This is a genomic window from Enterobacter cloacae complex sp. SHL021, from assembly GCF_049237765.1.
Classification (GTDB): Bacteria; Pseudomonadota; Gammaproteobacteria; order Enterobacterales; family Enterobacteriaceae; genus Enterobacter; species Enterobacter cloacae.
In genome coordinates this window covers 201,063-224,731 of sequence record NZ_JBMKJG010000008.1, presented here as the reverse complement: position 1 = coordinate 224,731, position 23,669 = coordinate 201,063, and the positions used below count along the sequence as shown (strand labels likewise).

At 56.6% G+C, this 23,669-nt stretch carries 23 protein-coding genes and 2 pseudogenes; 9 read left to right on the top strand and 16 right to left on the bottom strand.

Going from position 1 to position 23,669, the window contains the following annotated elements:
• The coding region (locus ACOTZF_RS10675) for an IS1 family transposase (RefSeq protein WP_001401901.1) at window positions 1-78 on the top strand (78 nt) is incomplete at its 5' end.
• 16 nt (window positions 79-94) lie between these two features.
• Here the strand turns inward: ACOTZF_RS10675 and ACOTZF_RS10670 are convergent.
• The 9 genes and pseudogenes from ACOTZF_RS10670 to sad all read right to left on the bottom strand — a co-directional run.
• A pseudogene (locus tag ACOTZF_RS10670) lies at window positions 95-814 on the bottom strand (tagaturonate reductase); the annotation flags it as partial.
• 117 nt (window positions 815-931) lie between these two features.
• The gene (locus ACOTZF_RS10665; RefSeq protein WP_129251686.1) at window positions 932-1,459 is read right to left on the bottom strand and encodes a GNAT family N-acetyltransferase; all 528 of its coding nucleotides are present in this window, start codon (window positions 1,457-1,459) and stop codon (window positions 932-934) included.
• Window positions 1,460-1,541: 82 nt separating this feature from the next.
• Complete coding sequence (locus ACOTZF_RS10660; protein ID WP_348563156.1) at window positions 1,542-2,507, bottom strand: sensor domain-containing diguanylate cyclase; 966 nt, start codon at window positions 2,505-2,507, stop codon at window positions 1,542-1,544.
• Window positions 2,508-2,560: 53 nt separating this feature from the next.
• A complete protein-coding gene (locus ACOTZF_RS10655) occupies window positions 2,561-3,553 on the bottom strand; it encodes a sensor domain-containing diguanylate cyclase (RefSeq protein ID WP_061772235.1) in 993 nt (330 codons plus the stop codon).
• 176 nt (window positions 3,554-3,729) lie between these two features.
• Window positions 3,730-5,169 carry a GGDEF domain-containing protein gene (locus tag ACOTZF_RS10650; protein WP_129251684.1) on the bottom strand — a complete coding sequence of 480 codons (1,440 nt, stop codon included), beginning with the start codon at window positions 5,167-5,169 and terminating at the stop codon, window positions 3,730-3,732.
• A 112-nt stretch (window positions 5,170-5,281) separates the two neighbouring features.
• Window positions 5,282-5,638 carry a DUF4186 domain-containing protein gene (locus ACOTZF_RS10645; RefSeq protein WP_013096609.1) on the bottom strand — a complete coding sequence of 119 codons (357 nt, stop codon included), beginning with the start codon at window positions 5,636-5,638 and terminating at the stop codon, window positions 5,282-5,284.
• Window positions 5,638-6,564 carry a glutaminase B gene (gene glsB / locus ACOTZF_RS10640; RefSeq protein ID WP_129317615.1) on the bottom strand — a complete coding sequence of 309 codons (927 nt, stop codon included), beginning with the start codon at window positions 6,562-6,564 and terminating at the stop codon, window positions 5,638-5,640. Before glsB ends, ACOTZF_RS10645 begins: the two co-directional genes overlap by 1 nt.
• Window positions 6,565-6,628: 64 nt before the next feature.
• A complete protein-coding gene (locus tag ACOTZF_RS10635; protein ID WP_129251683.1) occupies window positions 6,629-8,218 on the bottom strand; it encodes a methyl-accepting chemotaxis protein in 1,590 nt (529 codons plus the stop codon).
• Window positions 8,219-8,335: 117 nt separating this feature from the next.
• The gene (gene sad / locus ACOTZF_RS10630; RefSeq protein WP_129317614.1) at window positions 8,336-9,724 is read right to left on the bottom strand and encodes a succinate-semialdehyde dehydrogenase; all 1,389 of its coding nucleotides are present in this window, start codon (window positions 9,722-9,724) and stop codon (window positions 8,336-8,338) included.
• Window positions 9,725-9,823: 99 nt separating this feature from the next.
• Between sad and ptrR the strand changes: the two genes are divergently transcribed.
• Complete coding sequence (ptrR, locus tag ACOTZF_RS10625) at window positions 9,824-10,702, top strand: putrescine utilization regulator PtrR (RefSeq protein WP_013096613.1); 879 nt, start codon at window positions 9,824-9,826, stop codon at window positions 10,700-10,702.
• Here the strand turns inward: ptrR and ACOTZF_RS10620 are convergent.
• The 4 genes from ACOTZF_RS10620 to dtnK all read right to left on the bottom strand — a co-directional run bounded on the left by ACOTZF_RS10620 (window position 10,656) and on the right by dtnK (window position 14,180).
• The gene (locus ACOTZF_RS10620; RefSeq protein WP_013096614.1) at window positions 10,656-11,138 is read right to left on the bottom strand and encodes a GNAT family N-acetyltransferase; all 483 of its coding nucleotides are present in this window, start codon (window positions 11,136-11,138) and stop codon (window positions 10,656-10,658) included. The two genes, ptrR and ACOTZF_RS10620, sit on opposite strands and share 47 nt — an antisense overlap.
• An 82-nt stretch (window positions 11,139-11,220) precedes the next feature.
• Window positions 11,221-11,982 (bottom strand): DeoR/GlpR family DNA-binding transcription regulator, encoded by a 762-nt coding sequence (locus ACOTZF_RS10615; protein WP_013096615.1) that lies wholly within the window; start codon window positions 11,980-11,982, stop codon window positions 11,221-11,223.
• 1 nt (window position 11,983) lies between these two features.
• Complete coding sequence (locus tag ACOTZF_RS10610) at window positions 11,984-12,970, bottom strand: D-threonate 4-phosphate dehydrogenase (RefSeq protein ID WP_129251680.1); 987 nt, start codon at window positions 12,968-12,970, stop codon at window positions 11,984-11,986.
• Window positions 12,963-14,180 carry a D-threonate kinase gene (gene dtnK / locus ACOTZF_RS10605; RefSeq protein ID WP_129251679.1) on the bottom strand — a complete coding sequence of 406 codons (1,218 nt, stop codon included), beginning with the start codon at window positions 14,178-14,180 and terminating at the stop codon, window positions 12,963-12,965. Before dtnK ends, ACOTZF_RS10610 begins: the two co-directional genes overlap by 8 nt.
• A 151-nt stretch (window positions 14,181-14,331) precedes the next feature.
• Here dtnK and ACOTZF_RS10600 point away from each other — a divergent pair.
• From ACOTZF_RS10600 to ACOTZF_RS10575, 6 genes and pseudogenes are all read left to right on the top strand, one after another.
• Window positions 14,332-14,892: pseudogene (locus ACOTZF_RS10600) on the top strand (iron-containing alcohol dehydrogenase); the annotation flags it as partial.
• Window positions 14,893-14,906: 14 nt separating this feature from the next.
• Window positions 14,907-15,791 (top strand): dihydrodipicolinate synthase family protein, encoded by an 885-nt coding sequence (locus ACOTZF_RS10595; protein WP_048972138.1) that lies wholly within the window; start codon window positions 14,907-14,909, stop codon window positions 15,789-15,791.
• A 76-nt stretch (window positions 15,792-15,867) separates the two neighbouring features.
• On the top strand, window positions 15,868-17,280 hold the full coding sequence (locus ACOTZF_RS10590; RefSeq protein ID WP_013096620.1) for a sodium:solute symporter family protein: 1,413 nt from the start codon (window positions 15,868-15,870) through the stop codon (window positions 17,278-17,280).
• Window position 17,281: 1 nt separating this feature from the next.
• A complete protein-coding gene (locus ACOTZF_RS10585; RefSeq protein ID WP_129251677.1) occupies window positions 17,282-18,445 on the top strand; it encodes a sialidase family protein in 1,164 nt (387 codons plus the stop codon).
• Entirely contained in the window at window positions 18,442-18,912 is a 471-nt protein-coding gene (locus tag ACOTZF_RS10580; RefSeq protein ID WP_045902952.1) for a YhcH/YjgK/YiaL family protein, read from the top strand. The genes ACOTZF_RS10585 and ACOTZF_RS10580 overlap by 4 nt, the downstream gene beginning before the upstream one ends.
• A 1-nt stretch (window position 18,913) precedes the next feature.
• Window positions 18,914-19,591: an SDR family NAD(P)-dependent oxidoreductase gene (locus ACOTZF_RS10575; protein ID WP_095427392.1), complete on the top strand. Its 678-nt coding sequence runs from the start codon at window positions 18,914-18,916 to the stop codon at window positions 19,589-19,591.
• Here ACOTZF_RS10575 and ACOTZF_RS10570 read toward each other — a convergent pair.
• Both ACOTZF_RS10570 and ACOTZF_RS10565 read right to left on the bottom strand, forming a co-directional pair.
• The gene (locus ACOTZF_RS10570; RefSeq protein WP_020688618.1) at window positions 19,588-20,379 is read right to left on the bottom strand and encodes a PhzF family phenazine biosynthesis protein; all 792 of its coding nucleotides are present in this window, start codon (window positions 20,377-20,379) and stop codon (window positions 19,588-19,590) included. The genes ACOTZF_RS10575 and ACOTZF_RS10570 overlap by 4 nt on opposite strands.
• A gap of 27 nt (window positions 20,380-20,406) precedes the next feature.
• Window positions 20,407-21,195 (bottom strand): PhzF family phenazine biosynthesis protein, encoded by a 789-nt coding sequence (locus ACOTZF_RS10565; RefSeq protein ID WP_047024804.1) that lies wholly within the window; start codon window positions 21,193-21,195, stop codon window positions 20,407-20,409.
• A 175-nt stretch (window positions 21,196-21,370) separates the two neighbouring features.
• On the opposite strand from ACOTZF_RS10565, the gene ACOTZF_RS10560 reads away from it, so the two are divergent.
• Window positions 21,371-22,567, top strand: a complete 1,197-nt coding sequence (locus tag ACOTZF_RS10560; RefSeq protein WP_029883786.1) for a sugar transporter — start codon at window positions 21,371-21,373, stop codon at window positions 22,565-22,567.
• Between the two features lie 81 nt (window positions 22,568-22,648).
• On the opposite strand, the gene ACOTZF_RS10555 is transcribed toward ACOTZF_RS10560, so the two are convergent.
• Window positions 22,649-23,491 (bottom strand): lysozyme inhibitor LprI family protein, encoded by an 843-nt coding sequence (locus ACOTZF_RS10555; RefSeq protein ID WP_100168766.1) that lies wholly within the window; start codon window positions 23,489-23,491, stop codon window positions 22,649-22,651.
• Window positions 23,492-23,669 lie beyond the last annotated feature (178 nt).

Sequence of the window (23,669 nt, the reverse complement as noted above, 5' to 3'; positions counted from 1 at the left end):
TCGCTGTCGTTCTCAAAATCGGTGGAGCTGCATGACAAAGTCATCGGGCATTATCTGAACATAAAACACTATCAATAAGTTGGAGTCATTACCCGGTATCCAGGAACGCATCGTGATAGCTAAGCCCGACTTCCAGCGTCGCCGCTTCGTCGCGCGGATACCCCGTTACAATGCGGTCAACTAACGTGGAGCAGAAGCTGTTATGCGCATTCAGCCACTGAATAAATTCCGCTGGCAGTGCCCATGCCTGTGCATAGCGCAACACCAGTTCGCGCAGCGCTTCGCCGTTATAGTCTATTAGCTCGCACGGAATGATGATCCAGCCTTTGTCCGCTGCGCCGTTAAAATGGCTGAAGCGCTCAAACAGCAGCCGCGTCAGCTTCGCTGGATAGCTCACCGCTGGCGCATCTTCGAAACGATCGCCCGCGTGCCAGCTAATCCCCGCCTCGGTGGTGTTGGAGAAGACAAAACGCATCTCCGGATTGTGCGCCAGTTTCAGAAATTCATCGTACTGGCTGTAGACGCTGATCTCCCGATTCACCGAGCGGATAAGACGCGCTTCGCTGACCGCCTCGCCCTGCTCATTCAGACCACGAATGATCGTGGTATACAGGCCATCCTGAGTGCTTAATGACGGCGGGAAGTCGCTTTGAATTGGGCGTACGACCACGACACCGGCATTGAGATCGGTATGTTCGTTTAACAGGTCGATTTGCCAGTCGACAAACGCACGCAGGAAATTGCCCTCGCCAAACTGAATGATTCGTTCGGGGTAGAGAGCACCGGGGAAATCACGACGGTTAAGTGTGTTCACAATGGGGTCCTTTTATGATTAGTCGTACAACCTGATTAAATTGGTATGATAACTTACCAAAGGTTTTCGACCAGAACCCCGCTTTTGATCAATTCATCACGTCATTGAGGGAAATAATCACAAGAACTTATAGAAGACCGATGTGGCGGTCATCGCGCCATCCGGCATTAGCGCATAACGCGGGATCTCCCCCACTTTTTGCCAGCCAGCGCGCTGGTAGAAGGTCTCCGCTCCGCTGCCGGTTGAGGTATCCAGCAGCAGCACCGAGATGTCTCTTGCTCTGGCCTGCACTTCCAGCTCCTCCATTAGCGCCATCGCGACACCTTTACGACGCGCTTTTTCATGCACCAGCAGCTTTGCCACATCGGCACGATGCGGCTGGTTTTCCGGCTGATCGGTAATGAGCTGCACGGTGCCAATCACGCCATCCTGAGAATCGATGCAGGCCAGCACAACGCGTTCGTCACGCCCTACGCTCCCGGCAATATCCTGCCAGTAAGCACGAGCTTTATCGGTACTGAATGGCAACATAAAACTGACGGAAGCGCCGCCCCTGACACAGTTTTCAAGGATATCGGCCAGCGCATCGAGGTGGGTGAGAATATCGTCCCGGGTGAGGGTTTTGATCTGCAGTGAGGTATTCATGGGTTTTCCTTACGTTGAATACGCTCACTGTGCATTTAACATTTATGTAACGCAATCACATCAGACATAGGCTTTTGTTATGTCATGTTGCGCGCTTGCGCTGCTGCTTCATGGCATACATTTTTTCATCCGCGTCTTTCATCCACTGCTGCAGATCGTTGCCGTTATGATCGAACTCGCTCAGCCCCCAGGAAAAACGGAGTGACCAGGGATGCAGCCTGCGCGCATTGTACTGTTCGACCTGCTCGGCCAGATACTGCATGGCAATCCAGGCCCCCTGCTCGTCGGTATCGGCAAACAGCACGGCAAACTCATCGCCGCCAAAGCGAACCAGCAAATCCGCTTCACGGAAAGAGGTGCGCATCAGTTCCGCCATCACTTTCAGCGCGTTGTCGCCCTCTTCATGTCCGTAGCGATCGTTAATCTCTTTGAAGCGATCCAGATCCAGCCAGCCCAGAGTTAACGGCTCCGCCCGACGTCTGGCTACGGAGAGCGTGAACCGGAGCAGCTGGTTAAAGCCCCGACGGTTAAACAGACCGGTTAATTCATCGGTTGTCGCCGCGCTGACGGCAGCAAACTCGTCTTCCGCCAGCGCGCTCAGGTCGCCCAGCACGGCAAGATCGGCTGCGGAAAATTCACGAGGAGAATAATCAATCAGGCACAGCGATCCCACGCTCGCCCCGTCACGTAAACGCAGTGGAAAACCGGCATAGAACCTTACGCCAGGCTCACCGGCCACCAGCGGGTTATCGGCAAATCGATCGTCCTGACGCATATCGGCAACCACCAGCGGCGCTTCGCTGAGGATCGTATGGCCGCAAAACGAGATATTACGCGGAACGGTGTCAGGCGCCTGACCATCGGCCGACTTCACAATCAGCGAGTGTTCATCAATAAGATTGACCATCGCCAGGGGAACCTGGAAGAAGCGTTTTGCCAGACGTGTCAGTCGGTCAAACGCCGGGGAACTGTCGATCTCAAGCAGGCCTGACTCGCGCAGCGAGTTCAGACGTTCCATTTCATTTTCTGGGGTTGCAGGTGTTTTCATAACGTCTCCTGACGCAAAGCGTTACTCAAAGCGTAGCCTAAACAGAGACATTGTCAGTGCGCGAATATTCTGTTCTTACCGTCCCGCTTGGCGCGGTACAGGGCGTTGTCCGCGGCCTGTAGCCAGTCGGTTACGCTTATCATTTCTCGCGTGGCACAGGCGATACCGATGCTGAGCGTGCAATGCACCGTCTCCTGAGCCACCTCCTTTTTCATTGCAGCCGCATCCATAATGCGTCTGGCGACAACTTGCGCCTCTTCAAGGGTGGTATCCGGCAGCAACACCACAAATTCATCGCCGCCAAGGCGTGCGGGGGTATCGTTCGGGCGTGTCGACAAATGCAGTATTTGCGAGACGGCCGCCAGCAATGCATCCCCAACCTTATGACCAAAACGATCGTTAACGTCTTTAAAATTGTCGATATCGATGAACATCAGGGCCGATTCCCGGCACGTCTGGCGCAGTTTATTCAGTTCGTGGTCAATCCGCTTTTCGAGCAGCCGTCGGTTCGCGATATCCAGTAGCGGATCCATCATCGCGATCCGCTCAAGCTCCCGGCTCTTGATCCGCAGGCGCAGCGCAATGCTGTCCGTTAATATGCTCAGTGCCAGCAGATAAATTGCAATCAGCGGCAGCGTGGCAAACATGGTGCGCTGCGAAACGTACATATCCACCGCCATTCCCTGCGTCAGCCAGGTCACCAGAAAAACGCCCAGCATGGTGATGGCCGCCTTTCTCATCAGCGTAACGCCCCCTGCCGAGAGCCGGTCGGTCAGCATGATGGTGGCAATGACCACCGACGGCAGCGGATTAACTGCCATCATGGCGATCCAGAATCCCCCCGCCCCGGCGTCCAGCACCAGATTCTGATGCTCAGTCACCAGCGGCATGGCCGAATTTCGCGCCCGATACCAGGCAAGCGTAGGCCAGATAAACGCGTTCAACGCCAGCAAACACATCAGCCAGATTGAACGATTCTGTTCAATCAGCACGGAGAGGATGGGAACAAAACAGAGAAACGTGCCGAGAATACGCATCAGATACATACGTTTGACAAACCGGCTTCCTGGTACACGAGGGGTTCTACTGAGTTTGTCAGCTGCATTCATTCTGCGAATTTTCCGATAGCTTTCTTACGGTATCTTATTGACGTTAAAAATACCTAGCAAGCAATTTATCTGCTATTCGTTATGATTCATCCCCGGCAGAATGCAGGCTGCGCTCAGGTTTCACTCTCCGGGGTCGGGGTAATGGGATCGTCTGACACACGCGCACTGGTGCGATTTCTCCCCGCTTTTTTGGAACGATAGAGATGATCGTCTGCTTCGGCCATCAGCCTGTTGAATACTTCGGTCAACTGCCACGACGCCGCCTTCCCGCTCCCGAGACCAATACTCACGGTCAGATAGAGCGTTTGCTGGCGCCAGGTAAACGGATGAGCGGCAATGGTGAGTCTGATACGTTCCGCCAGCGCAAAGCCGTGCTGCGCGTCACCGGTGTTCACCACAACCGCGAACTCTTCTCCGCCCATACGCGCCACCATACCGTCGTCTCCGACAACCTGCTGAACCTCGCGGGCAAACGCGGCCAGCACGCGGTCGCCACACTCATGCCCATAGTTATCATTGATGCTTTTGAAGTAATCGATATCCAGCAGCATCACGGACAGAAAACGTGTCTGCCGCTGCGCCTCTTCCCGCTTTAACGCCTCATAGAGCCCGGAGCGTGAATAAACGTGGGTCAGAAAATCATAATCCGCGCGCAATGACACCTGACGGATGAGCGAATTAATGGCCGCCATACTGACGGAGACCATAACCGGACAGATCGCCATGGTGGCAATCCCCAGCCGTGCGGAGAACATCATCGGGGTAGAGAGCGGCGTGCCCACGGCGATATTGATAATGGAGTTAGCGACCAGAACGATCTCCAGACCGCCGGTCAGAAACGTCAGCAGACAGGTCGCGGGCAAGGAGTAGCGGACCGCACACCAGATCAGCGCCGGCAGCGGAAAGGCAAGGCTTCCCGCCCCGCCAATCACCACCGATGCCATCACCGAGACAATCAGCGCAATGACCGGTAAAAGTTGCTCCAGACGCAGCTTGAATGCCCGCGTCGGCATACTGACCGTGAGCATGCAGGGTAAAATGAGCACGCCGGTTGAGAACTGCTCGCTGAACCAGTCGGCAAACAGCGGCCAGAAGGTATGGCTGTCGATCCCCACCGACCCGGTCGCGCCGAGCAGCGCACATAATAAGGCGGCGATCAGACAATAATTGAACAGCCGCAGCGCATTAATGGGATCGGGGGTTTTCTTCATCAACCGTTTATCACGCACCACCAGCAATGCGACAACGACGATAAAGACCATATTCGACAGGTTGATGACCACCGAGGCCATTCCCCAGTTGGTGGTGACCGCGTCGTACATCAGCATGGCGACATACGACACCGCGTAGTTATGCAGGCGATTGAGATAGGTATAACGGGCAAAGACGCCCGCCATCACGCCATTCAGCGGCCAGAACAGCGACAAGGCTTCGACCAGACGTAATTCCGCACCGATAAAGTAGAATAAGGTGGTGAGAATAAAGATACCCGCCGCATTACGCAGCGGCGATTCAGGGCGAAAAAGCGTGAAGGCAGCGGGGTCTGAACGCATTAAATATCATTCCATATAATAACTTATGGCAACTAACTGTCCCGTCACCACGCGGGGGATCTCATAGCGTGCATCTATAACACAATTACAACAGGATCAGCACCCATCAACATCAGGCGTTCATCTGCAACACCAGCCAGTGGTGGATCACGCCGACGATATAGTGCTGTTGCTGCGCGGTGAGCTGAACACCTTGCGGAATGTTGTGCCATTTCGCCAGACAGCCGCGACAGCAGGTGGCGGTCGCGTGCTGGGCAATAAACACCGGATGGCCGCGCATGGGGGTCTGTTTACCGTCGTTAACGGGGTGCGCGGGGGCAAGACGCTTCGCAATAAAGTCGGCAGCATGCTGGTCAATGGTATCGGCACCTTTGTCCCAGCAGTACTGTCGTTCTTTTGTGCCTAAGCGAAAGCGCGACCGAAAGGTCGATCGCGCCAGACGAGAAAAAAGAGGATCCAGGTCAGACATCAGTAAACGGAACGTCCCAGGCGTTGGGTCAGTTTCTCCAGAACCGCCACACCGGCCAGTGAATTACCCGTCTCATCCAGCTCCGGGCTCCAGACAGCAATAGCCATCTCATGCGGTACAATGGCAACCACCCCACCCCCGACGCCCGACTTGGCCGGAAGACCGACGCGCCAGGCAAATTCGCCCGCGTTCTGATACATCCCGCTTGTCGCCATCAGGGCATTGACCTGACGCGCCTGCATAGGTGAAACCACCTCCTGATCGAGATGCGGTGCGTGCCCCTGGTGAGCAAGGAACAGGAAGGTCTGCGCCAGCTCCACGCAGCTCATTTTCAGCGCGCAGTAGTGGAAATAGTTTTGCAGTACGGTCGCCACATCATTATGGAAATTGCCGAACGATTTCATCAACCAGGCAATGGCGGCGTTACGCGCAGAGTGCTCGAACTCCGAACGGGCGACCACTGAATCATAAGCAATATCGTCAACGCCTGAGAGCTGGCGAACAATTTCAAGCATGCGCTGGCGTGGCGCGCTAAGACGGCTTTGCAGCATATCGCAGACCACCAGCGCCCCCGCGTTGATAAAGGGGTTACGCGGTTTACCCTGTTCAATCTCAAGCTGTAGCAGAGAGTTAAACGGCTGCCCGGAGGGATCTTTACCCACCCGTTGCCAGATCTCCTCTTCCTCGTACTGTCGCATGGCCGCAACCAGACTTAGCACTTTCGAAATAGACTGGATGGAATAACGTTCCGTGGCGTCACCGGCCTGGTAACGCTGACCGTCTATCGTACAAATTGCAATTCCCAGCTTATTCCCGCTGACCGAGGCAAGGGCCGGAATATAGTCGGCAACCTTTCCTTTTCCAAGTAACGGACGAACCTGCGCCAGAATCTCGTCCAGCATCTCATTATGGATGACCGCAGCCACTCTCTTTGCTCCTTGCCCTCAGGCTAAAACGGGCTGCGAGTATAACAGACGCTTATGTGTTGCGTCAGGCACTGAGACGAAAACGCGAAACCGCCTGCAATAAAAGATCCGACTGTTTGTGCAGGCGCTCAGAGGCATCGGACGCGTCAGATACAAGGCTGTCGGTCTGTCGCGACACCTGATTCAGCGCCTGAAGCTGGCGCGTCATCTGATGAATACTCTCCCCCTGACTCAGCGTGGCCGCGGAGATCTCATTCAGCAAACTGCTTAATGTTCCCACCAGGCCCGTGACCTGCTGCAGGTTATCTTCCAGACGGTTAACGGCCCGTGACCCGTCTTCGATCCCCTGAAGGGAACGGTTGATAAGCTCCTGAATGGTCTGCGTAGAATGGCTGCTCTTCCTCGCCAGCAGCCCCACTTCACGAGCGACAACGGCAAACCCGCGCCCCTGGTTTCCCGCGTGAGCCGCTTCAATTGCCGCATTCAGTGCCAGAATGTTGGTCTGAAACGCGACGCTGTCGATCATGGCCACGATCCCCCGCATCTCTGAGGATCGGTCGACGATCGCCTGCATCGACGCATTGACGGTCGACATCATCTGATCCCCTCCCGCCGCGGCCTGGCGCGCCTCATCCGCCCGCGAGCTGGCAAGCTTCGCATAGCCCGTGTTGCCTTCTACGTGGGTTTCCAGGGTCGCGATATGCGCCGTCACGTCTTCCAGCTCTTTGGCCTGACGTGCCGACTGGTGATACAGCTTTTGATTGCCCTGCGCCAGTGCGCCAATGTTTTCCACCATGGCGGTGGTCGCATCGCTGACCTGGGTCACCAGCTGCTGTAGCCCGTTCTGCATGGTGGCAATACTGTCGCTGAGCTGGGCAATTTCACGGTTAAAACGCGTCACGTCAGGAGGGGTACCGGAGAGATCGCCCGCGGCCAGCCGGTTGATATGCGCAATCAAGCGCCGCAACGGGGTAATCACCCACCGGGACATCCCGAACCAGACGGCAACCGCAATAGCGAGCAACAGAACAGGCGCAAGCAGAAACAGCGTTTGCAAACCGGAGAGCTGCGCAATCAACGACTGACGCCCTTTGAGCGCCTGCTTCTCGCTTGCTTGCTGATAGCGGGCATAGTTGTCATTAAAGTCGGTCTGAAACGCCTGCGCTGGCACGGCAAAAAACGCATCGATGGTGTTGGTTTTCACCAGCCCTTCCGCCTGCTCTTTTATCGCGCCGTAAAAAAGCTGATAGCTGTTAACCAGGGCGTCATCTTTTGGCGGATTAAGCGCCAGCCAGGCATTCCACGCCTGCTGCGAAACGGCCAGCGCCTTTTGCGCGTCGTCCATCAGGCTGTGCCAGCTGCCCTCGGAGCCGGTCTCTTTATCCTGCATAAACCAGACGCCGGAGCGGTTAAGCAGATCGCTTGCGGCCAGCAGGGAAACGCGAGCCAGATCCAGCTTGCTCTGCTGCTGGTACGCCAGCAGGTTTTGCTGCTCGTTGCGTTGCGCTTCCTTAAGGGAGGCATTGAGCAGGAACGACGAGGAGAGTTGCAGGGCGGAAAAGAGGCCGATAATACAAAAGATACCGGTCAGCAGGCCAAACTGGCGGGGAATAATGCGCTGCGCAATACGACGATAAATTTGCGTTAGGTTCATAATTTTCTTCAGTAACAAGACGTTAGACGCGTGCGAGTCTACGAAACGAAAATGACAGAACCATTGCAGAGAAATGACAGAGGCCCTCGTCGTCAGGGCCTCTGTAAGGATGGCGGGTTACACTCTGTTCTTCCACACCGTCTGCACGTTACAAAACTCGTGCAAACCAAAGTGGGAAAGCTCGCGACCAAAACCACTTTTTTTCACGCCGCCAAAGGCCACGCGCGCATCGCTGGCGCTAAAGCCATTGATAAACACCCCGCCGCACTCCAGCTCGCGGGCGAATTTTCCGGCCAGCGCTTCGTTGGCGGTAAACACCGTGGCAGAGAGACCAAAGTCGCTGTCGTTGGCAAGCTGCAGGGCATGTTCCGCATCCTTCGCCAGCGTAATCGCCGCAACCGGACCAAACAGCTCCTGACGGAAGGCGGTCATTGTCGGGGTGACATGGCTCAGCACGGTTGGCGCGTAATAGTTGCCCTCCCCGCTGATTTTCTCGCCGCCCAGCAGCAGGGTGGCCCCTTCCGCGAGCGTGGCCTGCACCTGCTGATGCAGTTCGTCACGCAGATCGAAACGCGCCATAGGGCCAATATCATTCTCTTCCCGATCCGGTGCTCCCATCTTCAGCGCCGTAACCGCCGCAACAAAACGCCGGGTAAAGTCATCGGCAATACCCTCTTCGATAATAAAGCGCTTTGCCGCCGCGCAAACCTGCCCGGTGTTCTGATAACGTCCCGTGACGGCCGCACGAACGGCCAGATCCAGATCGGCATCATTCAGCACGATAAACGGATCGGAGCCGCCCAGCTCCAGAACGCATTTTTTCAGCGCCGCTCCCGCCTGAGCCCCTATCGCCGCACCTGCACGCACGCTACCGGTGACGGTGACCGCTGCAATACGACGATCGTTGATCGCCTGGCTCACGCCATCATTGGTCGCATTCACCCAGCCAAAGACGCCTTGCGCAATACCGGCATCAGCAAAGATTTGCCCAATCAGCGCAGCAGAACCCAGGACGTTCGGTGCGTGTTTGAGCAGATAGCTGTTACCTGCCAGCAGGATCGGCACCGCACCGCGCAGTACCTGCCAGAGCGGGAAGTTCCACGGCATCACCGCAAGAATCGGCCCCAGCGGACGGTATTCAATGACCGCGTTTTGGTTTTCCACTAGCGTGGGCTCCGCACGCAGCATCGCCGGGCCATGTTCCGCATACCAGTCGCACAGACCCGCAGATTTGGCCACTTCCGCCCGCGCCTGCACAATCGGCTTGCCCATTTCCCGGGAGATCATTTGCGCCATCTCTTCCCCACGCTGGCGCAGTGCTGCCCCCAGGTCGCGCAGTTTTTGTGCCCGGTGAGAGACGCTTTCCCCTCGCCACTGGCGAAAACCGGCATCAGCCAGAGCGATTGCCTGTTCGAGCTCTTCGGATGTGGCCCAGGGATATGCGGCCAGCGTCTCGCCTGTCGCCGGGTTAACAGAGAGGGCATGCGTAGCAGATGAATAAGTCATGATGTTCTCCACGTAATATCGGTTGATTGATTGTGGCCCACTCTGCTATTTCTTAAAAATGAATAATACTAACCACCTTATTCACGAATCGAGAATGCTATGGATTTAACTCAGCTTGAAATGTTTAACGCCGTTGCCCTGACCGGCAGCATTACCCAGGCGGCGCAGAAGGTGCATCGCGTTCCGTCTAACCTCACCACCCGCATCCGCCAGCTTGAGGCCGATCTCGGCGTTGAGTTGTTTATCCGGGAGAGCCAGCGTTTGCGCTTATCTCCCGCCGGGCACAACTTTCTGCGCTACAGCAAGCAGATCCTGGCGCTGGTTGACGAGGCGCGGATGGTCGTCGCCGGTGATGAGCCGCAGGGGTTATTTGCCCTCGGCGCCCTGGAGAGCACCGCCGCCGTGCGGATCCCGGAAAGTCTGGCGGCGTTTAACCAGCGCTATCCGCGCATTCAGTTCGCGCTCTCTACCGGCCCGTCCGGAACGATGATTGACGGCGTTCTGGAAGGCACCTTAAGCGCGGCGTTTGTCGACGGGCCACTTTCACACCCGGAGCTGGAAGGCATGCCGGTTTACCGGGAAGAGATGATGCTGGTCACCCCCGCCGGACATGCGGAGGTGACGCGCGCCGCGCAGGTAAGCGGCAGCGACGTCTACGCGTTTCGCGCGAACTGTTCGTATCGACGTCATCTGGAAAGCTGGTTTCACGCAGACCGCGCCACGCCCGGGCGGATCCATGAGATGGAGTCGTATCACGGTATGCTCGCCTGCGTGATTGCAGGGGCGGGTATTGCGTTAATGCCCCGCTCCATGCTGGAGAGCATGCCGGGGCATCATCAGGTAGAGGCGTGGCCGCTGGCGGAGAACTGGCGCTGGCTGACCACCTGGCTGGTGTGGCGTCGTGGGGCGATGACCCGCCAGCTCGAAGCGTTTATAGCGCTGCTAAACGAACGTCGACAACCAGAGCCTTCTCCATAAACAGGCTCAGCGGATCGTCGACATACGGCGCAAACGCCGGACGGCGTTCATATCCGCACTGTTCATACAGGCGAATGGCGGCGTGTTGCTTGATCCCTGTCTCCAGGCGCACGGTGTGGCAGTGACGACTCAGGGCTTCATCCTCAAGGGCAGCAAGCAGCTTCTCGCCCAGATGTTGCCCGCGATGGGTCGGATCGATATAGACCCGTTTCATCTCCCCGGTACCGTCGCCATTAAGCACCACGGCGCCACATCCAACGGCCTGCAGTTGCGGGTCGCGAATGATCATCAGGATAAGCGAGGCTTCAGGCAGCGCAGCCAGATCGAGCAGATGATTGCTTTCAGCGGGATAGAGTTCGCTCTGATAACGGTCAAGCGCCGCGATCAGCTTGAGGATGTCCGGATGACGGGCAGATTCAGAGGTAATGGAATACATGGCAGGCTCCTTGCTTTTTTTGTGAGGCCAGGCTTCAACATAGCGTCTGCCATCTGTTCGGGCTTCATAGTTTTAACTTATGTCATGACGCCAGCGTCAGGCGGGTCTCAAGCTGTTCCAGCTGGTTCCGGGCCGCTTCATCCAGCCTGCTGTCGGTGACGATATCCGTCAGGGTGTTCAGGTGCACCACATTAAACAGCGACCAGGCACCGTACTTAGAGCTGTCTGCCAGCAGCACCCGGCGTTTTGCATTGGCTATTAAATCCCGCTTCAGCGCGGCCTTCTCTTCCGTAGGCGACGTGATACCGCGGGTAATATCCCAGCCATTACAGCTGACGAACGCCACATCAGGCCAGACATTCTGCAACAGCCGACGCCCGTGCTCACCAATACAGGACTGGCTCGAATCATCGATACGGCCGCCAATGATCGTCACTTCAATCTGTTTAAACTCAGAGAGAAACAGCGCAATGTGCAGATCGCTGGTGATGACGCGAAGCGGCAGATGCGTGAGCTGACGCGCGAGTTCAATCATTGTGGTACCGGCGTCCAGCACAATGGCATCCCCCGCTTTCACAAAGCTCGCGGCCGCGCTGGCAATGGCATGTTTTTCTGCCAGACTGCGCTGCATTTTTTCGGACGTGGTCGGCTGGGAAGGAATAAACCGGTTAAGAGTAACGCCGCCGTGGGTTCGGCTGATGACGCCCTCCTGGTCAAGCTTAATCAGGTCGCGGCGGATCGTCGCCGGTGAGGCATCGGTGATCGCCACCAGCTGATCCACCGTGACCAGGTTGTGCCCTTTGAGGTAATCCATTATCTGCTCTAACCGGTTATATCCCTTCATATTATTCCCGTGTAATTTGCATAGCCAACTGAATAGACACCGTCATGCTCTCCGACCTGGCTTTACCGGTCCATGCTATATCGAACGCGGTTCCGTGGTCTGCAGAGGTGCGGATAAACGGCAATCCGGCGGTGATATTCACCCCGTCGTAAAAGCCGAGCAATTTTAGCGGAATATGCCCCTGATCGTGATACATCGCAACGACCATGTCATACATTCCTTCGTGGCATTGCATAAATACCGTATCCGGCGGGCACGGTCCGGTGACGTTGACCCCCTGCGCCTTCATCGCCGCAACGGCCGGGCCAACAATCGTGATCTCTTCATCGCCAAACAGGCCATTTTCTCCCGCATGCGGGTTCACGCCCGCAACCGCAATACGAGGTGCGCTAAAGCCCACCCGTTTCAGGAAGGTATCCGCAATGCCGATGACGGTTTTTACCCGATCCTGATTGAGCGTATCAAGGAATTTACGCAGCGCAATATGGGTCGTGATATGAACGACCTTCAGCCGATCGGTGTACAGCACCATAGCGTAGTCTTTGCTGTGCGTCAGATGGGCCAGCAGCTCGGTATGCCCGGGGTAGTGATGTCCGGCAAGATGCAGCGCTTCTTTATTCAGTGGCGCCGTGGCAACCGCTTTTACGTCCCCCGCCATCGCCAGTTCCGTCGCGCGCTTCACGCAGCGAAAGGCTAAATCCCCCGCCTGAGCCTGGACCACGCCGGGCTTCAGGGCATCAGGGTCGGCCAGCGGTTCGTCCAGCACGTTAATCACGTTGGGGGCGAAACGGGCCTCGCTGACCTGCCTGATGATATGGATGTCAGCCTGTCCCACGATCCCATCATCCAGCACCCGCCTGAGCGTGCGGGCACAGCCCACCACGACAACCGGGGCTCCCGTTAATTCGCTCCCGGTGAGGGATTTGATAATGATCTCCGGGCCAATGCCCGCCGGGTCACCCATGGTTACAGCAATAATGTTAGTCACTCAGTCTCTCCTCGATAAAATGCAACACCTCAAGCAGCGTCTCTTCTTTTCCGAAGCCCCCTGCTTTGGTCATTACCGGCTGGTGCCAGGCACAACCCAGAAATTTGCCGTAAGGGACGCATCCTGCGACGCGCCCTGTAATTTCAAATCCTTGCGCATCAAGCGCGCTGGCGACGGCCATTGCCACATCGCCGCCCGAGACATACAACGCATCCGGCGGACATGCCGTCAGTGCCTCTCGGGTAATCTTCCCCAGGAAGGCGCAGATCGTTTCACCCAGTTCGGTCCGGGTCATTTGATACTGCGCGCAAAGCCGTTTAACCTGATGTCGCGCCTCATGGTCCGGGCAGGTATGAACGATGCAGTGACGGCCCGCCTTCAGGGCCTGCGTGATGCGCATGAGCGCGCTCGCCGTCTCCCCCTTCAGCACATCATTAACATCAATAAACACCGACGAAACCGCAGGCTCTGCAGCGGCCAGCGCAATCTGACGCTGAGCGATCTCACTCATTGACCCCACCACCGCCAGCAGTTGCTGACGCTTCACGGGGGCGAGATGGCGTGCCAGCGCATCACATAACCCGGCAGACCCGACCAGCAGCGGCGTCTGCGGGCAGGTCAGCGCGGCGGCAATAATGGCGTCCAGATCCTCGTCACACTGGGCATCGACGATGAGCCACTCCGTTCCCTGCGCCAGTTCGGCTGCCAGCGTGTTTACCGTAACGGATTGACAACTCACGTCGGTAAACAGGTCAGCAATCGTGGCAGACGGGACGGGCGTTTTCGGATCGCTGGCGAATTCGGTTTCATCCACCGGAATGCCGTTCACCAGACACCTGCCGTGGCGTGTGATCCGCCCTGCCGCGGGATACGCCGGCGCCACAATCACCTGCCGTTTGCCGCTTACTGCCTTAAGGACGCCTGTTTCTGCCCCTACATTGCCGCGCAGCGTGGAATCAATCTTTTTGATGAGCCAGTGCGCAGCCGCAATATCCGCCCCCAGTACGGCCACTTTTTCGGCCGCCTCTGCTGCCCGCAGCGCACGGGAATCGGTATTAATAACCAGTGCATCCACCGGCTGGGTAAAGGGGGTGTGGAATGCCACGCTGACCTTCTTACCTCTCAGCGCCAGGCTAACACCCGCATCGTTTGCACCGGTAAAGTCATCTGCAACGACAACGACGTCTTTGAACAGGTTGTTCTCTTTCATTCCCACTCCGGGCTCGTTTTTCCTGCTAATGATTATATTCAATCACAATTGATTATATGTGAGCAAGATCAAGTTAATCAGTTTGCGAATAAATTATAAATTTAGCCACACGATGACCATGAAGCGTCTTAATTGAGCGAATTCAATCAGCTTCACCGCCACGGTCGCCAACCCGGTCAGCGATAACGCGGCGTTGACCGGGCTCGCTAAGCTGCTGAAGAACATTGAAACGGCCTGCGCTGAGCCGGGCAACCTGCTGGCAAAGCTGGAAATGCTGTGGGCCTCTTATTACGGCGGGGTCGCGATTGCGCATGCCGGCACACACCTGGTTCACGCCCTGTCTTATCCGCTTGGCGGGAAATATCACCTGCCGCACGGCGTGGCCAACGCCATTCTTCTGGCGCCCTGCATGAGGGTGGTTCGTCCCCACTGCGTGACAAAATTTGCGCAGGTGTGGGATCTCGTGCCAGGCGCGGACAGCAGCCTGTCCGATAACGAAAAATCTCACGCGCTGGTGGAGTACTTTGCCGCGCTGGTTCGTCGGCTCAACCTGCCGGACAACCTTGAGTCCCTGGGCGTGCCGCGCGAAGACATCGCTTCCCTGAGCGATGCCGCCCTGAACGTTAAACGGTTAATGAACAATGCCCCCTGTCAGGTGAATCACGACGAGGTACAGGCGATTTACCGGACACTGTTTCCTGAACATGCATAGTCAAGGAGTAAGAAATGCGTAACAACATTAAGGGCGTGCTGACGGCCATCGTCACCCCCTTTGACGCCGAAGGTGAACTCAACCTTCCCGGCTTAACGCGGCAGGTCGCCCGGCAACTGGACGCCGGAAACGGCATTTTTTGCGGCGGAACCAACGGCGAGTTCTTTGTCCTGAACGAAGCGGAAAAAATCGCGGTCACCCGGACCTGTGTGGAAACCGTCGCCGGACGCGCGCCCGTCGTGGCGCATATTGGCGAAATCTCCACCCGCGACACCATCCGGCTGGGAAAACAGATCGCCGCGCTGGGTGTGGATGCGGTTTCCGTCATCACCCCTTACTTCGTGCCGCTGAAACAGTCTGAGCTCATCGCACACTACACCGCCGTCGCTGACGCGCTAACCGTACCGGTCTTTCTGTACAACATTCCGGCGCGGACCGGCAACACCCTTGAGCCCGCCACGGTACGGGCGCTGGCCGAACACCCCAACATTTCAGGTATTAAAGACAGTGCCGGGAGCTATGAAAGCCTGCGCGGTTTCCTCAACGCGGTAAGCGACATTGACGGGTTCGACGTGCTGAACGGACCAGATTCACTGATCCATCAGGGCTTCGTCGAGGGATGTTCAGCCTGTATTTCCGGGCTGGCAAACGTGGCGCCAGCGGCGATCAACGCCATCTGGTCACGCTTTAACGCGGGTGATGTTGAAGGTTCCCGGCAGGCGCAGGAGCGCGTCACCCGGCTCCGCACCGAGCTGTACAGCGTGGCGTTTTCCCCTGCCGCTGTTAAAAAGGCCCTGCAAATCATGGGCGAGGATGTCGGAGAGAGTCGCTATGCCGTGGCGTTTAGCGAGCAGCAGTGCCAACAGATTCGCCAGATAGTGACAACGTCACTTAGCTAAACGGCGTTGGTTTCGTCAATAAGAATACCGGGTACCTGAGGTGCCCAGGATTCACTCGCCCTGAAGAGAGGCAAAGATGAATAATTTTACCGCTGAAGATACCCTGATCATTGTGGGCATAGTCATTGCCTACATCCTGTTCACCACCTGGCTGACCTTCCGGATCCGCAGTAAAAACTCCGGGGACTTTATGGAAGGCTCCCGCGCGATGCCGGCGTTTATTGTCGGGATCCTGCTGATGTCTGAGTATATCGGCGCTAAATCCACCATCGGCACCGCGCAGGCGGCGTTTGAGGACGGGTTTGCTGCGTCATGGTCCGTCATCGGGGCCGCGATTGGCTTCCCGCTTTTTGGCCTGTTGCTGGTAAAACGCATATACAACACCGGGAAAATCACCATCTCGGGTGCGATTGCTGAAAAATACGGTAACAGCACCAAAAACATTATCTCCCTCATCATGATCTACGCCCTGCTGCTGGTGAATGTGGGGAATTACGTCAGCGGCGCAGCAGCCATTTCTACCGTACTGAAAGTCAATCTGCCCGTTGCCGCCTTTATTACGGCTATCGTCAGCACCTTCTATTTCGCCTTTGGCGGCATGAAGGGCGTGGCGTGGGTTACCGTGCTGCACAGTGCGCTGAAATACTTCGGCATCCTGGCCATCATGGGTTTTGCGTTATCCAAAACCGGCGGTTTCACGCCGATGATCGAAAACATGCCGGACTTCTACTGGACCTGGGATGGCAACATCGGCGCGTCGACCATTTTCGCGTGGCTTATCGGCACCATTGGCTCCATCTTCTGCACTCAGTTTGTGATCCAGGCCATCTCCTCCACCAAAGATGTTAAATCGGCTAAACGCTCCACCTGGGTCGCGTTCTTCTTCTGCCTGCCGATCGCGCTGGCCATTGCGGTGATTGGCGTGGCGGCAAAATACCTGCATCCGGAGATCGACAGCCTGTATGCGATGCCGATTTTCCTGCAGGATATGAACCCGTGGCTGGCCGGTCTGGTCACCACCTCTCTGGTGGCGTCCATCTTCGTCAGCGTCAGTACCGTGGCGCTCGCCATTGCCTCCCTGGTGGTCAAAGATTTCTACGTGCCGATGCGCAACCCGACACCCGAGCAGGAGTTTAAAGCTACCCGCTGGATCTCCCTGCTGATTGGTTTCCTGCCGCTGATTTTTGTTCTGCTGGTGCCTGAAGTCCTGAAGCTGTCGTTCTTTACCCGTGCCATTCGTCTGTCGATTTCCGTCGTGGCGGTCATCGCATTCTACGCCCCGTTCTTCCGCAGTACCCGCGGAGCCAATGCTGGGCTGATCGGCGCCTGCGTCGTGACCTCTGTCTGGTATCTGCTGGGCGATCCGTTTGGCATTAACAATATGTACATCGCCCTGCTGACCCCTGCGGTCATCATGGTCATCGACCGTCTCATTCCGGGAAAGGCACAGGGTAAAGCGCCAACCCCCGTTGAAAACAATGGAGTCTGATATGTCTGTAACCGTAACCCGCGACGGGATTATTCGCCCACAACAGGATACGCGCGTGGAGGCGGCCATGCTGCCTTCCGCCTGCCCACAAAACCACGCGGCAAATCTGCTGCCACTGCCGGATGGTTCGCTGATGTGCGTCTGGTTTGGCGGTACCCAGGAGGGTATTGCGGATATCTCCGTGTGGGGTTCGCGCCTGTCACCGGGAAGCCAGCAGTGGAGTGAGGCAGAAAAACTGTCGGATGATGCCACGCGCTCCGAACAGAACCCGGTTCTGTTCCTGGCACCCGATAACGTGCTGTGGCTGTTGTGGACCGCGCAAATTTCCGGCAACCAGGACACCGCTATTGTGCGCTATCGCCAGTCCCGGGATCTGGGTAAAACCTGGGGGGACATCGCGACCCTGCTCGATAAACCCGGCACCTTTATTCGTCAGCCGATTGTCGTGCTGGAGAACGGGAACTGGCTGCTGCCGGTGTTTTACTGCCGCACCCGGCCGGATGAGAAATGGGTCGGTAACGATGACATCAGCGCGGTGAAAATCTCCGAAGACGGGGGCAAAACCTGGCGTGATGTCGAGGTGCCGGACAGCCTGGGCTGCGTCCATATGAATATCACCCCGCTGCGCAATGGCACCCTGGTTGCCCTGTTCCGCAGCCGCTGGGCGGATAACATTTATTACAGCCAGTCAACGGACAACGGCGAAAGCTGGTCCGTGCCGGAACCCACGGTATTACCTAACAACAACTCCTCTATCCAGGTGACAACGCTTGCCAGTGGCGAGCTGGCGCTGGTGTTTAACCTCATGAGCGCCGCCGGGGCGCAGGAGCGTCGCACCTCGCTGTACGATGAAATTGACGATGGCGATGGCCGTAAAGAGCCGGTTGTGACCCACGGTCGAACCGCCTTCTGGGGTGCCCCGCGTGCGCCGATGACCGTCGCCATTTCGCCGGACGGAGGCAAAAGCTGGCCGTGGCAACGGCATCTGGACGAGGGAGATGGCTACTGCATGACTAACAACTCTCTGGAGAAACTGAACCGTGAGTTTTCCTATCCGAGCATTAAGCAGAGCCCGGATGGCAGCCTGCATATCGCCTACACCTACTTTCGACAGGCCATAAAATACGTGCGGGTGACGCCAGAGTGGGTCAAGGAGTCAGCATGATTATTGGACATCTCGACGCCCTGCCGCTGGCAGGGTTACCGCCGGTGTTGTATGCCCTGCTGTCCCGCCCGGACTGCACGCTGCAGGCGCTTAGCGAACGCGATGACGGCCGCTGGCAGCCGGACAATGCCCCCTGGTTTTGCCAGATTGGTCCGGCGCAGACGCAGCCGCGCGCGGAGCGGCATACGGAGTACCATCACCAGTGGGCGGATATTCAGGTTGTGCTGGCGGGAGAAGAACTCATCTATGCCGGCGCGCGCCCTGTTGGCATGCCGGATGACGAAGAGCGTAAAGCGGACCTGTTCATTGCCAGCTCATCGGCACACAGCGTCGGGATCCGCCTTGGCGCGGGTGACTTTGCGGTCTTTTCTCCCGGAGAACCACACCAGGCGCTGTGCGCCAGCGGCGCGCCGATGACCGTGCGCAAAGCGGTGTTTAAAGTTCCTCGTTCAATGCTGGAGGTCTGACATGCGTCACGCCGTCGTGACCGGAGCCAGCTCCGGAATTGGTGAGGCCATCGTTAAGCGTTTACTGGCGGAAGGCTGGCAGGTCACCGGACTCAGCCGCCGCGCCGTGATGCCGGATACCCCTGGCTTTACGGGGTTACGCGTGGATATCACCGACCCTGAGGCGCTGAACAGCGCCCTGCACGCCATCGCGACACCGCAGGCGGTGATCCACGCCGCCGGGATGATGGCCGCCGCCCCACTGGGGCAACTGGAAAGCAGGGTTGGCGCGTCACTGTGGCAACTGCACGTTCAGGCCTGCGAAGCCCTGTTTAACCATTTCGCGCCCGCTATGGCCGCCGGTGGACGATTTGTGGCGATTGGCAGCAGAACCTCCCGCGGGGCGGCAGGTCGTTCACAGTATGTTGCCACCAAGGCGGCGATGACTGGGATGGTCAGAAGCTGGGCGGCGGAACTGGCCCCGCGTGGGATCACCGCGAACGTGGTCGCGCCGGGCGCCACCCAAACGCCGATGCTTAGCGCACCGGGGCGAGAAAGTTCACCGCCTACCTGTCCGCCCATCGGCCGTCTTATCACGCCAGAAGAGGTCGCGGGACTGGTGAATTTCTTGCTCAGCGATGAAGCCGCCGCCATCACGGGCCAGGAGATGGTGATATGCGGCGGCGCCTCGCTCAGCTAGCGCAGGAAGATACGCCCTTTCAGATAGAGCGTCGCCTGGCCGCCAATCAGCACACGGTCGCCCTTCAGTTCGCAGCGCAGATCCCCGCCACGGTATGAAACCTGGCGGGCGTTCATCGACGTTTTGCCCAGCTTCTCGCTCCAGTACGGTATCAGCATGCTGTGCGTGGATCCGGTGACCGGATCTTCCGGTACCCCTTCGCCCGGGCAGAAGAAGCGGCTGACGAAGTCATACTCCTCTCCTGGTGCCGTCACGCAGACCATTTTCCCGAGCGGTGCCATCGCTGCAATATCCGGGGTTAAGGCCTCTACCTGTTGCTGGCTCTCCAGTACCACCATGTAATCCCGTCCGACGCGGACCTCTTTAGCCTGGGCTATCCCCAGCGCGCTGAACAGGCCCGGAGGGGGATTGTCGACCACCTCGGTCGACCACGCAGGGAAATTGAGCGTCAGCCAGTCGCCGCTGCGTTTCACCGTCAACTCACCCACGAAGCGCGTGGTGAAGGTGATTTCGGTATGCGGATAATCGAGGTATTCGAAAATCACGTGGGACGCTGCCAGCGTCGCGTGGCCGCAGAGGTTGATTTCATGCAGCGTGGTAAACCAGCGCAGCTCGAACCCGGTGTCGGTGCGTACGAAAAACGCCGTCTCAGACTGGTTATGCTGTTGCGCCATTTTGAGCAGCGTCTCATCCGAAAGCCACTCCTCCAGCGGGCATACCGCCGCTGCATTGCCGCCAAACGCCCTGTCGCTGAAGGCATCCACCAGATAAAAATCAATTTCCTGCATTGTCTTTTCCTCTGTTGTTATAGGTATCTAGCGCAGAAAAACTGTGCCTTTCAAATAGCATGACGCCTGTCCGCTCATCAGCACGCGCGAGCCTTTTAGCTCGCACCGGACGTCGCCGCCCCGCGCGGAAACCTGACGGGCAAACATCGTCGTTTTACCCAATTTTTCGCTCCAGTAAGGAATGAGCATGGTATGTGCAGAGCCGGTCACCGGATCTTCCCAGACGGCAACGCCGGGGGAGAAAAAGCGGCTGACGAAATCGTAATCCCCGTCGCCTCGCGCCGTAACGGCAACCTTATGTTCGCCAGGCGTCATGGCTGAAATTGTCGGTGCGAGTGCTTCAACCTGCTGGCGATCTTCCAGCACCACCACCCATGCGCGGCCTTTGCGGGCTTCAACGTAGCGGCGGATACCGAGCGCCGCGAGCATCTCCGGCGGGGGCGTCTCTTCATGCGTTGGACATGCCGGGAAATCCAGCGTCAGCCACTCCCCCTCCCGGCTCACCGTCAGGCGGCCAGAGGCCGTTTCGAAGTGGATCCGCGAGTCAGGATAGTCCAGCTCATTGAACAGAACGTACGCCGCAGCAAGCGTGGCGTGACCGCAAAGATTAACTTCGGCCAGCGTGGTAAACCAGCGTAGCTCAATGCCCCCTTTCGTACAGACGAAAAATGCGGTTTCCGACTGATTATGCTGTTGCGCCATTTTCAGTAACGTTTCGTCCGGCAGCCACGCCTTGAGCGGGCAAACGGCAGCCGGATTTCCGCCAAATGACACATTGCTAAACGCATCGACCAGATAAAAATCAATCTCCTGCACTGTCTTACCGCCTGTTTTTGTTGGAGTGTTCTTTTATATTCAATGAAAACCCTGCCTCCGGCTACCGCTTTCATAAGGTAAATATTGAGATCTGCATCACATAATGGTTGAGTTTTCGCCGTGCAAGGCTTTAAGATCGTCTCCTCTTCTTTTGCAACGAATCTCCGACATCCCTATGACAACGAACACAGTTTCCCGCAGGGTTGCGTGGCTACGCGTGGTCACGCTGGCTATTGCCGCGTTTATTTTCAACACCACAGAATTTGTTCCGGTTGGGCTGTTGTCTGACATCGCAGAGAGTTTCCAGATGGAAACGGCGCAGGTGGGCATTATGTTGACCATTTACGCCTGGGTGGTGGCGTTGATGTCGCTGCCGTTTATGCTGCTGACCAGCCAGATGGAGCGGCGTAAGCTACTGATCGGGCTGTTTGCGTTGTTTATCGCCAGCCACGTGCTGTCGTTCCTGGCGTGGAATTTTACGGTGCTGGTGTTAAGCCGCGTCGGGATCGCCTTTGCGCATGCCGTTTTCTGGTCGATTACCGCGTCGCTGGCTATCCGACTGGCACCGGCGGGGAAACGCGCCCAGGCGCTGAGCCTGATTGCCACCGGGACCGCGCTGGCGATGGTGCTGGGCCTGCCGATTGGCCGTATTGTGGGGCAATACTTCGGCTGGCGTACCACGTTCTTCGCCATTGGCATGGGAGCGCTGGTTACCCTGGTGTGTCTGGTGAAACTGCTGCCGAAGCTGCCAAGCGAACATTCCGGCTCGCTGAAAAGCCTGCCGCTGTTGATGCGTCGCCCGGCGCTGCTGAGCATTTATCTGCTTACCGTTATTGTAGTCACCGCCCACTATACGGCTTACAGCTATATCGAGCCGTTCGTTCAGGTGGTGGCCGGCTTTAGCGGCAATTTTGCCACCCTTCTCCTGCTGCTCCTGGGCGGGGCGGGCATTATTGGCAGTATTCTTTTCGGCAAGCTTGGCAATCAGCACGCTTCAGCGCTGGTGAGCAGCGCCATCGGTTTGCTGCTGGCGTGTCTGCTGCTGCTGATGCCCGCCGCGGGCAGTGAAAGCCAGCTGGCAATCCTCAGCCTGTTCTGGGGTGTGGCGATCATGATTATCGGTCTCGGGATGCAGGTGAAAGTGCTGGCCCTCGCGCCGGATGCCACAGACGTGGCGATGTCGCTGTTCTCGGGCATTTTTAACCTGGGCATTGGCGCGGGTGCGCTGGTGGGCAATCAGGTGATTCTGCACGTGTCCATGTCGGCGATTGGCTATCTGGGGGCCATTCCGGCACTGGTGGCGCTTATCTGGTCGGTGCTGATCTTCCGTAAATGGCCGGTGGCGCTGGAGGAACAGGGGCAGCACGGGTGACGTCTGTTTGTGCCGGGTGGCGGCTACGCCTTACCCGGCCTACGAGACCAATTGGACTGTGAAATTAAATTGCGTTCTGCATTAATATTCCGCTTCTTCACTGCCACCCAAATAATAGTATCTGTCGTCGGTCATTTTGGTCTGGCAAGTATAGATGTCGGTTCTGACAGAGAGCGGCGTTTGTTCTGATGATGCGTCGCTAATTTTCCCGCATTTTTTTGCTTTTTCGTTAATCCAGGCATTTTGTTCTTTTTTCATAGAGGTTTTAACAGAAGCAGGAAGTTGCTTCCAGAGGTCGTTCAGACGTTGATCGCTATCAGCAAAAATATATTTGGCATTATTTAATTTACTGATGAGTTCGTCCTTCTCGAGGTCGTTTTTATTCATAATAAGAATTGTTACCCCAGCCAATGATTCAGAAACATAATCCCTGTTTCCGTATTCATATGAAACAGAAATATCTTTACCGTTATCGGCCAGGGACATTGAATAGACAAATTTGTCCCACTGAACGCTGTTGTTAAGAATTTTACCATCGCCGTTAGTTATCCCTCCCAGTTGGTTCGGATGGGATCCAATGTAGCTCATGATATCTGCTGGCACGGTGAGTGAAACTTTAGCATTACAGCTAAGTATCGCTTTATTATCTTGATTGGTTTTTGTGGTGACGTTTTCTAAAACAAGCCCGATCTCATTCACTTTAGCAATGTAATCCTTAAGCGGTTTGCCATAGAATTTCGAAGGTGAAGAGATATATGTTTTCTGTAGTTTACTAACCGCATCATTTCTGATTTTCGACTGCGTAGCAGAAATCGCGTCTTCACGACCGCATTTAAAATCAGGTGTTGAATCGAACAGACCAGCGTTGGCATTTAATGCAAGAAACAAAGGACTTAAAGCAATAAGAGACGTTTTAGCACGCATATCCATATATCCTGAAAAGAAATGAGTGCAGTACGTTACTTTAAGTGGTAACACGCGGCAAGCAAGGCAGCGTTTTTTTAACTCAGAAATAAGTAAAAGAAATAATTTTCAGAATTGATTTATATTCACATGAATTATCGATATAGGCGTAGACCGGGTAAGCGCAGCGCCACCCGGC

Coding starts and splice junctions, on each gene's coding strand:
- ACOTZF_RS10555 (WP_100168766.1), bottom strand. CDS start 23,491: ATGCGTGCTAAAACGTCTCTTATTGCTTTAAGTCCTTTGTTTCTTGCA.
- ACOTZF_RS10595 (WP_048972138.1), top strand. CDS start 14,907: ATGCGTAACAACATTAAGGGCGTGCTGACGGCCATCGTCACCCCCTTT.
- ACOTZF_RS10645 (WP_013096609.1), bottom strand. CDS start 5,638: ATGTCTGACCTGGATCCTCTTTTTTCTCGTCTGGCGCGATCGACCTTT.
- ACOTZF_RS10650 (WP_129251684.1), bottom strand. CDS start 5,169: ATGCGTTCAGACCCCGCTGCCTTCACGCTTTTTCGCCCTGAATCGCCG.
- ACOTZF_RS10655 (WP_061772235.1), bottom strand. CDS start 3,553: ATGTATCTGATGCGTATTCTCGGCACGTTTCTCTGTTTTGTTCCCATC.
- ACOTZF_RS10590 (WP_013096620.1), top strand. CDS start 15,868: ATGAATAATTTTACCGCTGAAGATACCCTGATCATTGTGGGCATAGTC.
- ACOTZF_RS10585 (WP_129251677.1), top strand. CDS start 17,282: ATGTCTGTAACCGTAACCCGCGACGGGATTATTCGCCCACAACAGGAT.
- ACOTZF_RS10635 (WP_129251683.1), bottom strand. CDS start 8,218: ATGAACCTAACGCAAATTTATCGTCGTATTGCGCAGCGCATTATTCCC.
- ACOTZF_RS10620 (WP_013096614.1), bottom strand. CDS start 11,138: ATGTATTCCATTACCTCTGAATCTGCCCGTCATCCGGACATCCTCAAG.
- ACOTZF_RS10575 (WP_095427392.1), top strand. CDS start 18,914: ATGCGTCACGCCGTCGTGACCGGAGCCAGCTCCGGAATTGGTGAGGCC.
- ACOTZF_RS10570 (WP_020688618.1), bottom strand. CDS start 20,379: ATGCAGGAAATTGATTTTTATCTGGTGGATGCCTTCAGCGACAGGGCG.
- dtnK (WP_129251679.1), bottom strand. CDS start 14,180: ATGAAAGAGAACAACCTGTTCAAAGACGTCGTTGTCGTTGCAGATGAC.
- ptrR (WP_013096613.1), top strand. CDS start 9,824: ATGGATTTAACTCAGCTTGAAATGTTTAACGCCGTTGCCCTGACCGGC.
- ACOTZF_RS10615 (WP_013096615.1), bottom strand. CDS start 11,982: ATGAAGGGATATAACCGGTTAGAGCAGATAATGGATTACCTCAAAGGG.
- sad (WP_129317614.1), bottom strand. CDS start 9,724: ATGACTTATTCATCTGCTACGCATGCCCTCTCTGTTAACCCGGCGACA.
- ACOTZF_RS10660 (WP_348563156.1), bottom strand. CDS start 2,507: ATGAAAACACCTGCAACCCCAGAAAATGAAATGGAACGTCTGAACTCG.
- ACOTZF_RS10580 (WP_045902952.1), top strand. CDS start 18,442: ATGATTATTGGACATCTCGACGCCCTGCCGCTGGCAGGGTTACCGCCG.
- ACOTZF_RS10560 (WP_029883786.1), top strand. CDS start 21,371: ATGACAACGAACACAGTTTCCCGCAGGGTTGCGTGGCTACGCGTGGTC.
- ACOTZF_RS10665 (WP_129251686.1), bottom strand. CDS start 1,459: ATGAATACCTCACTGCAGATCAAAACCCTCACCCGGGACGATATTCTC.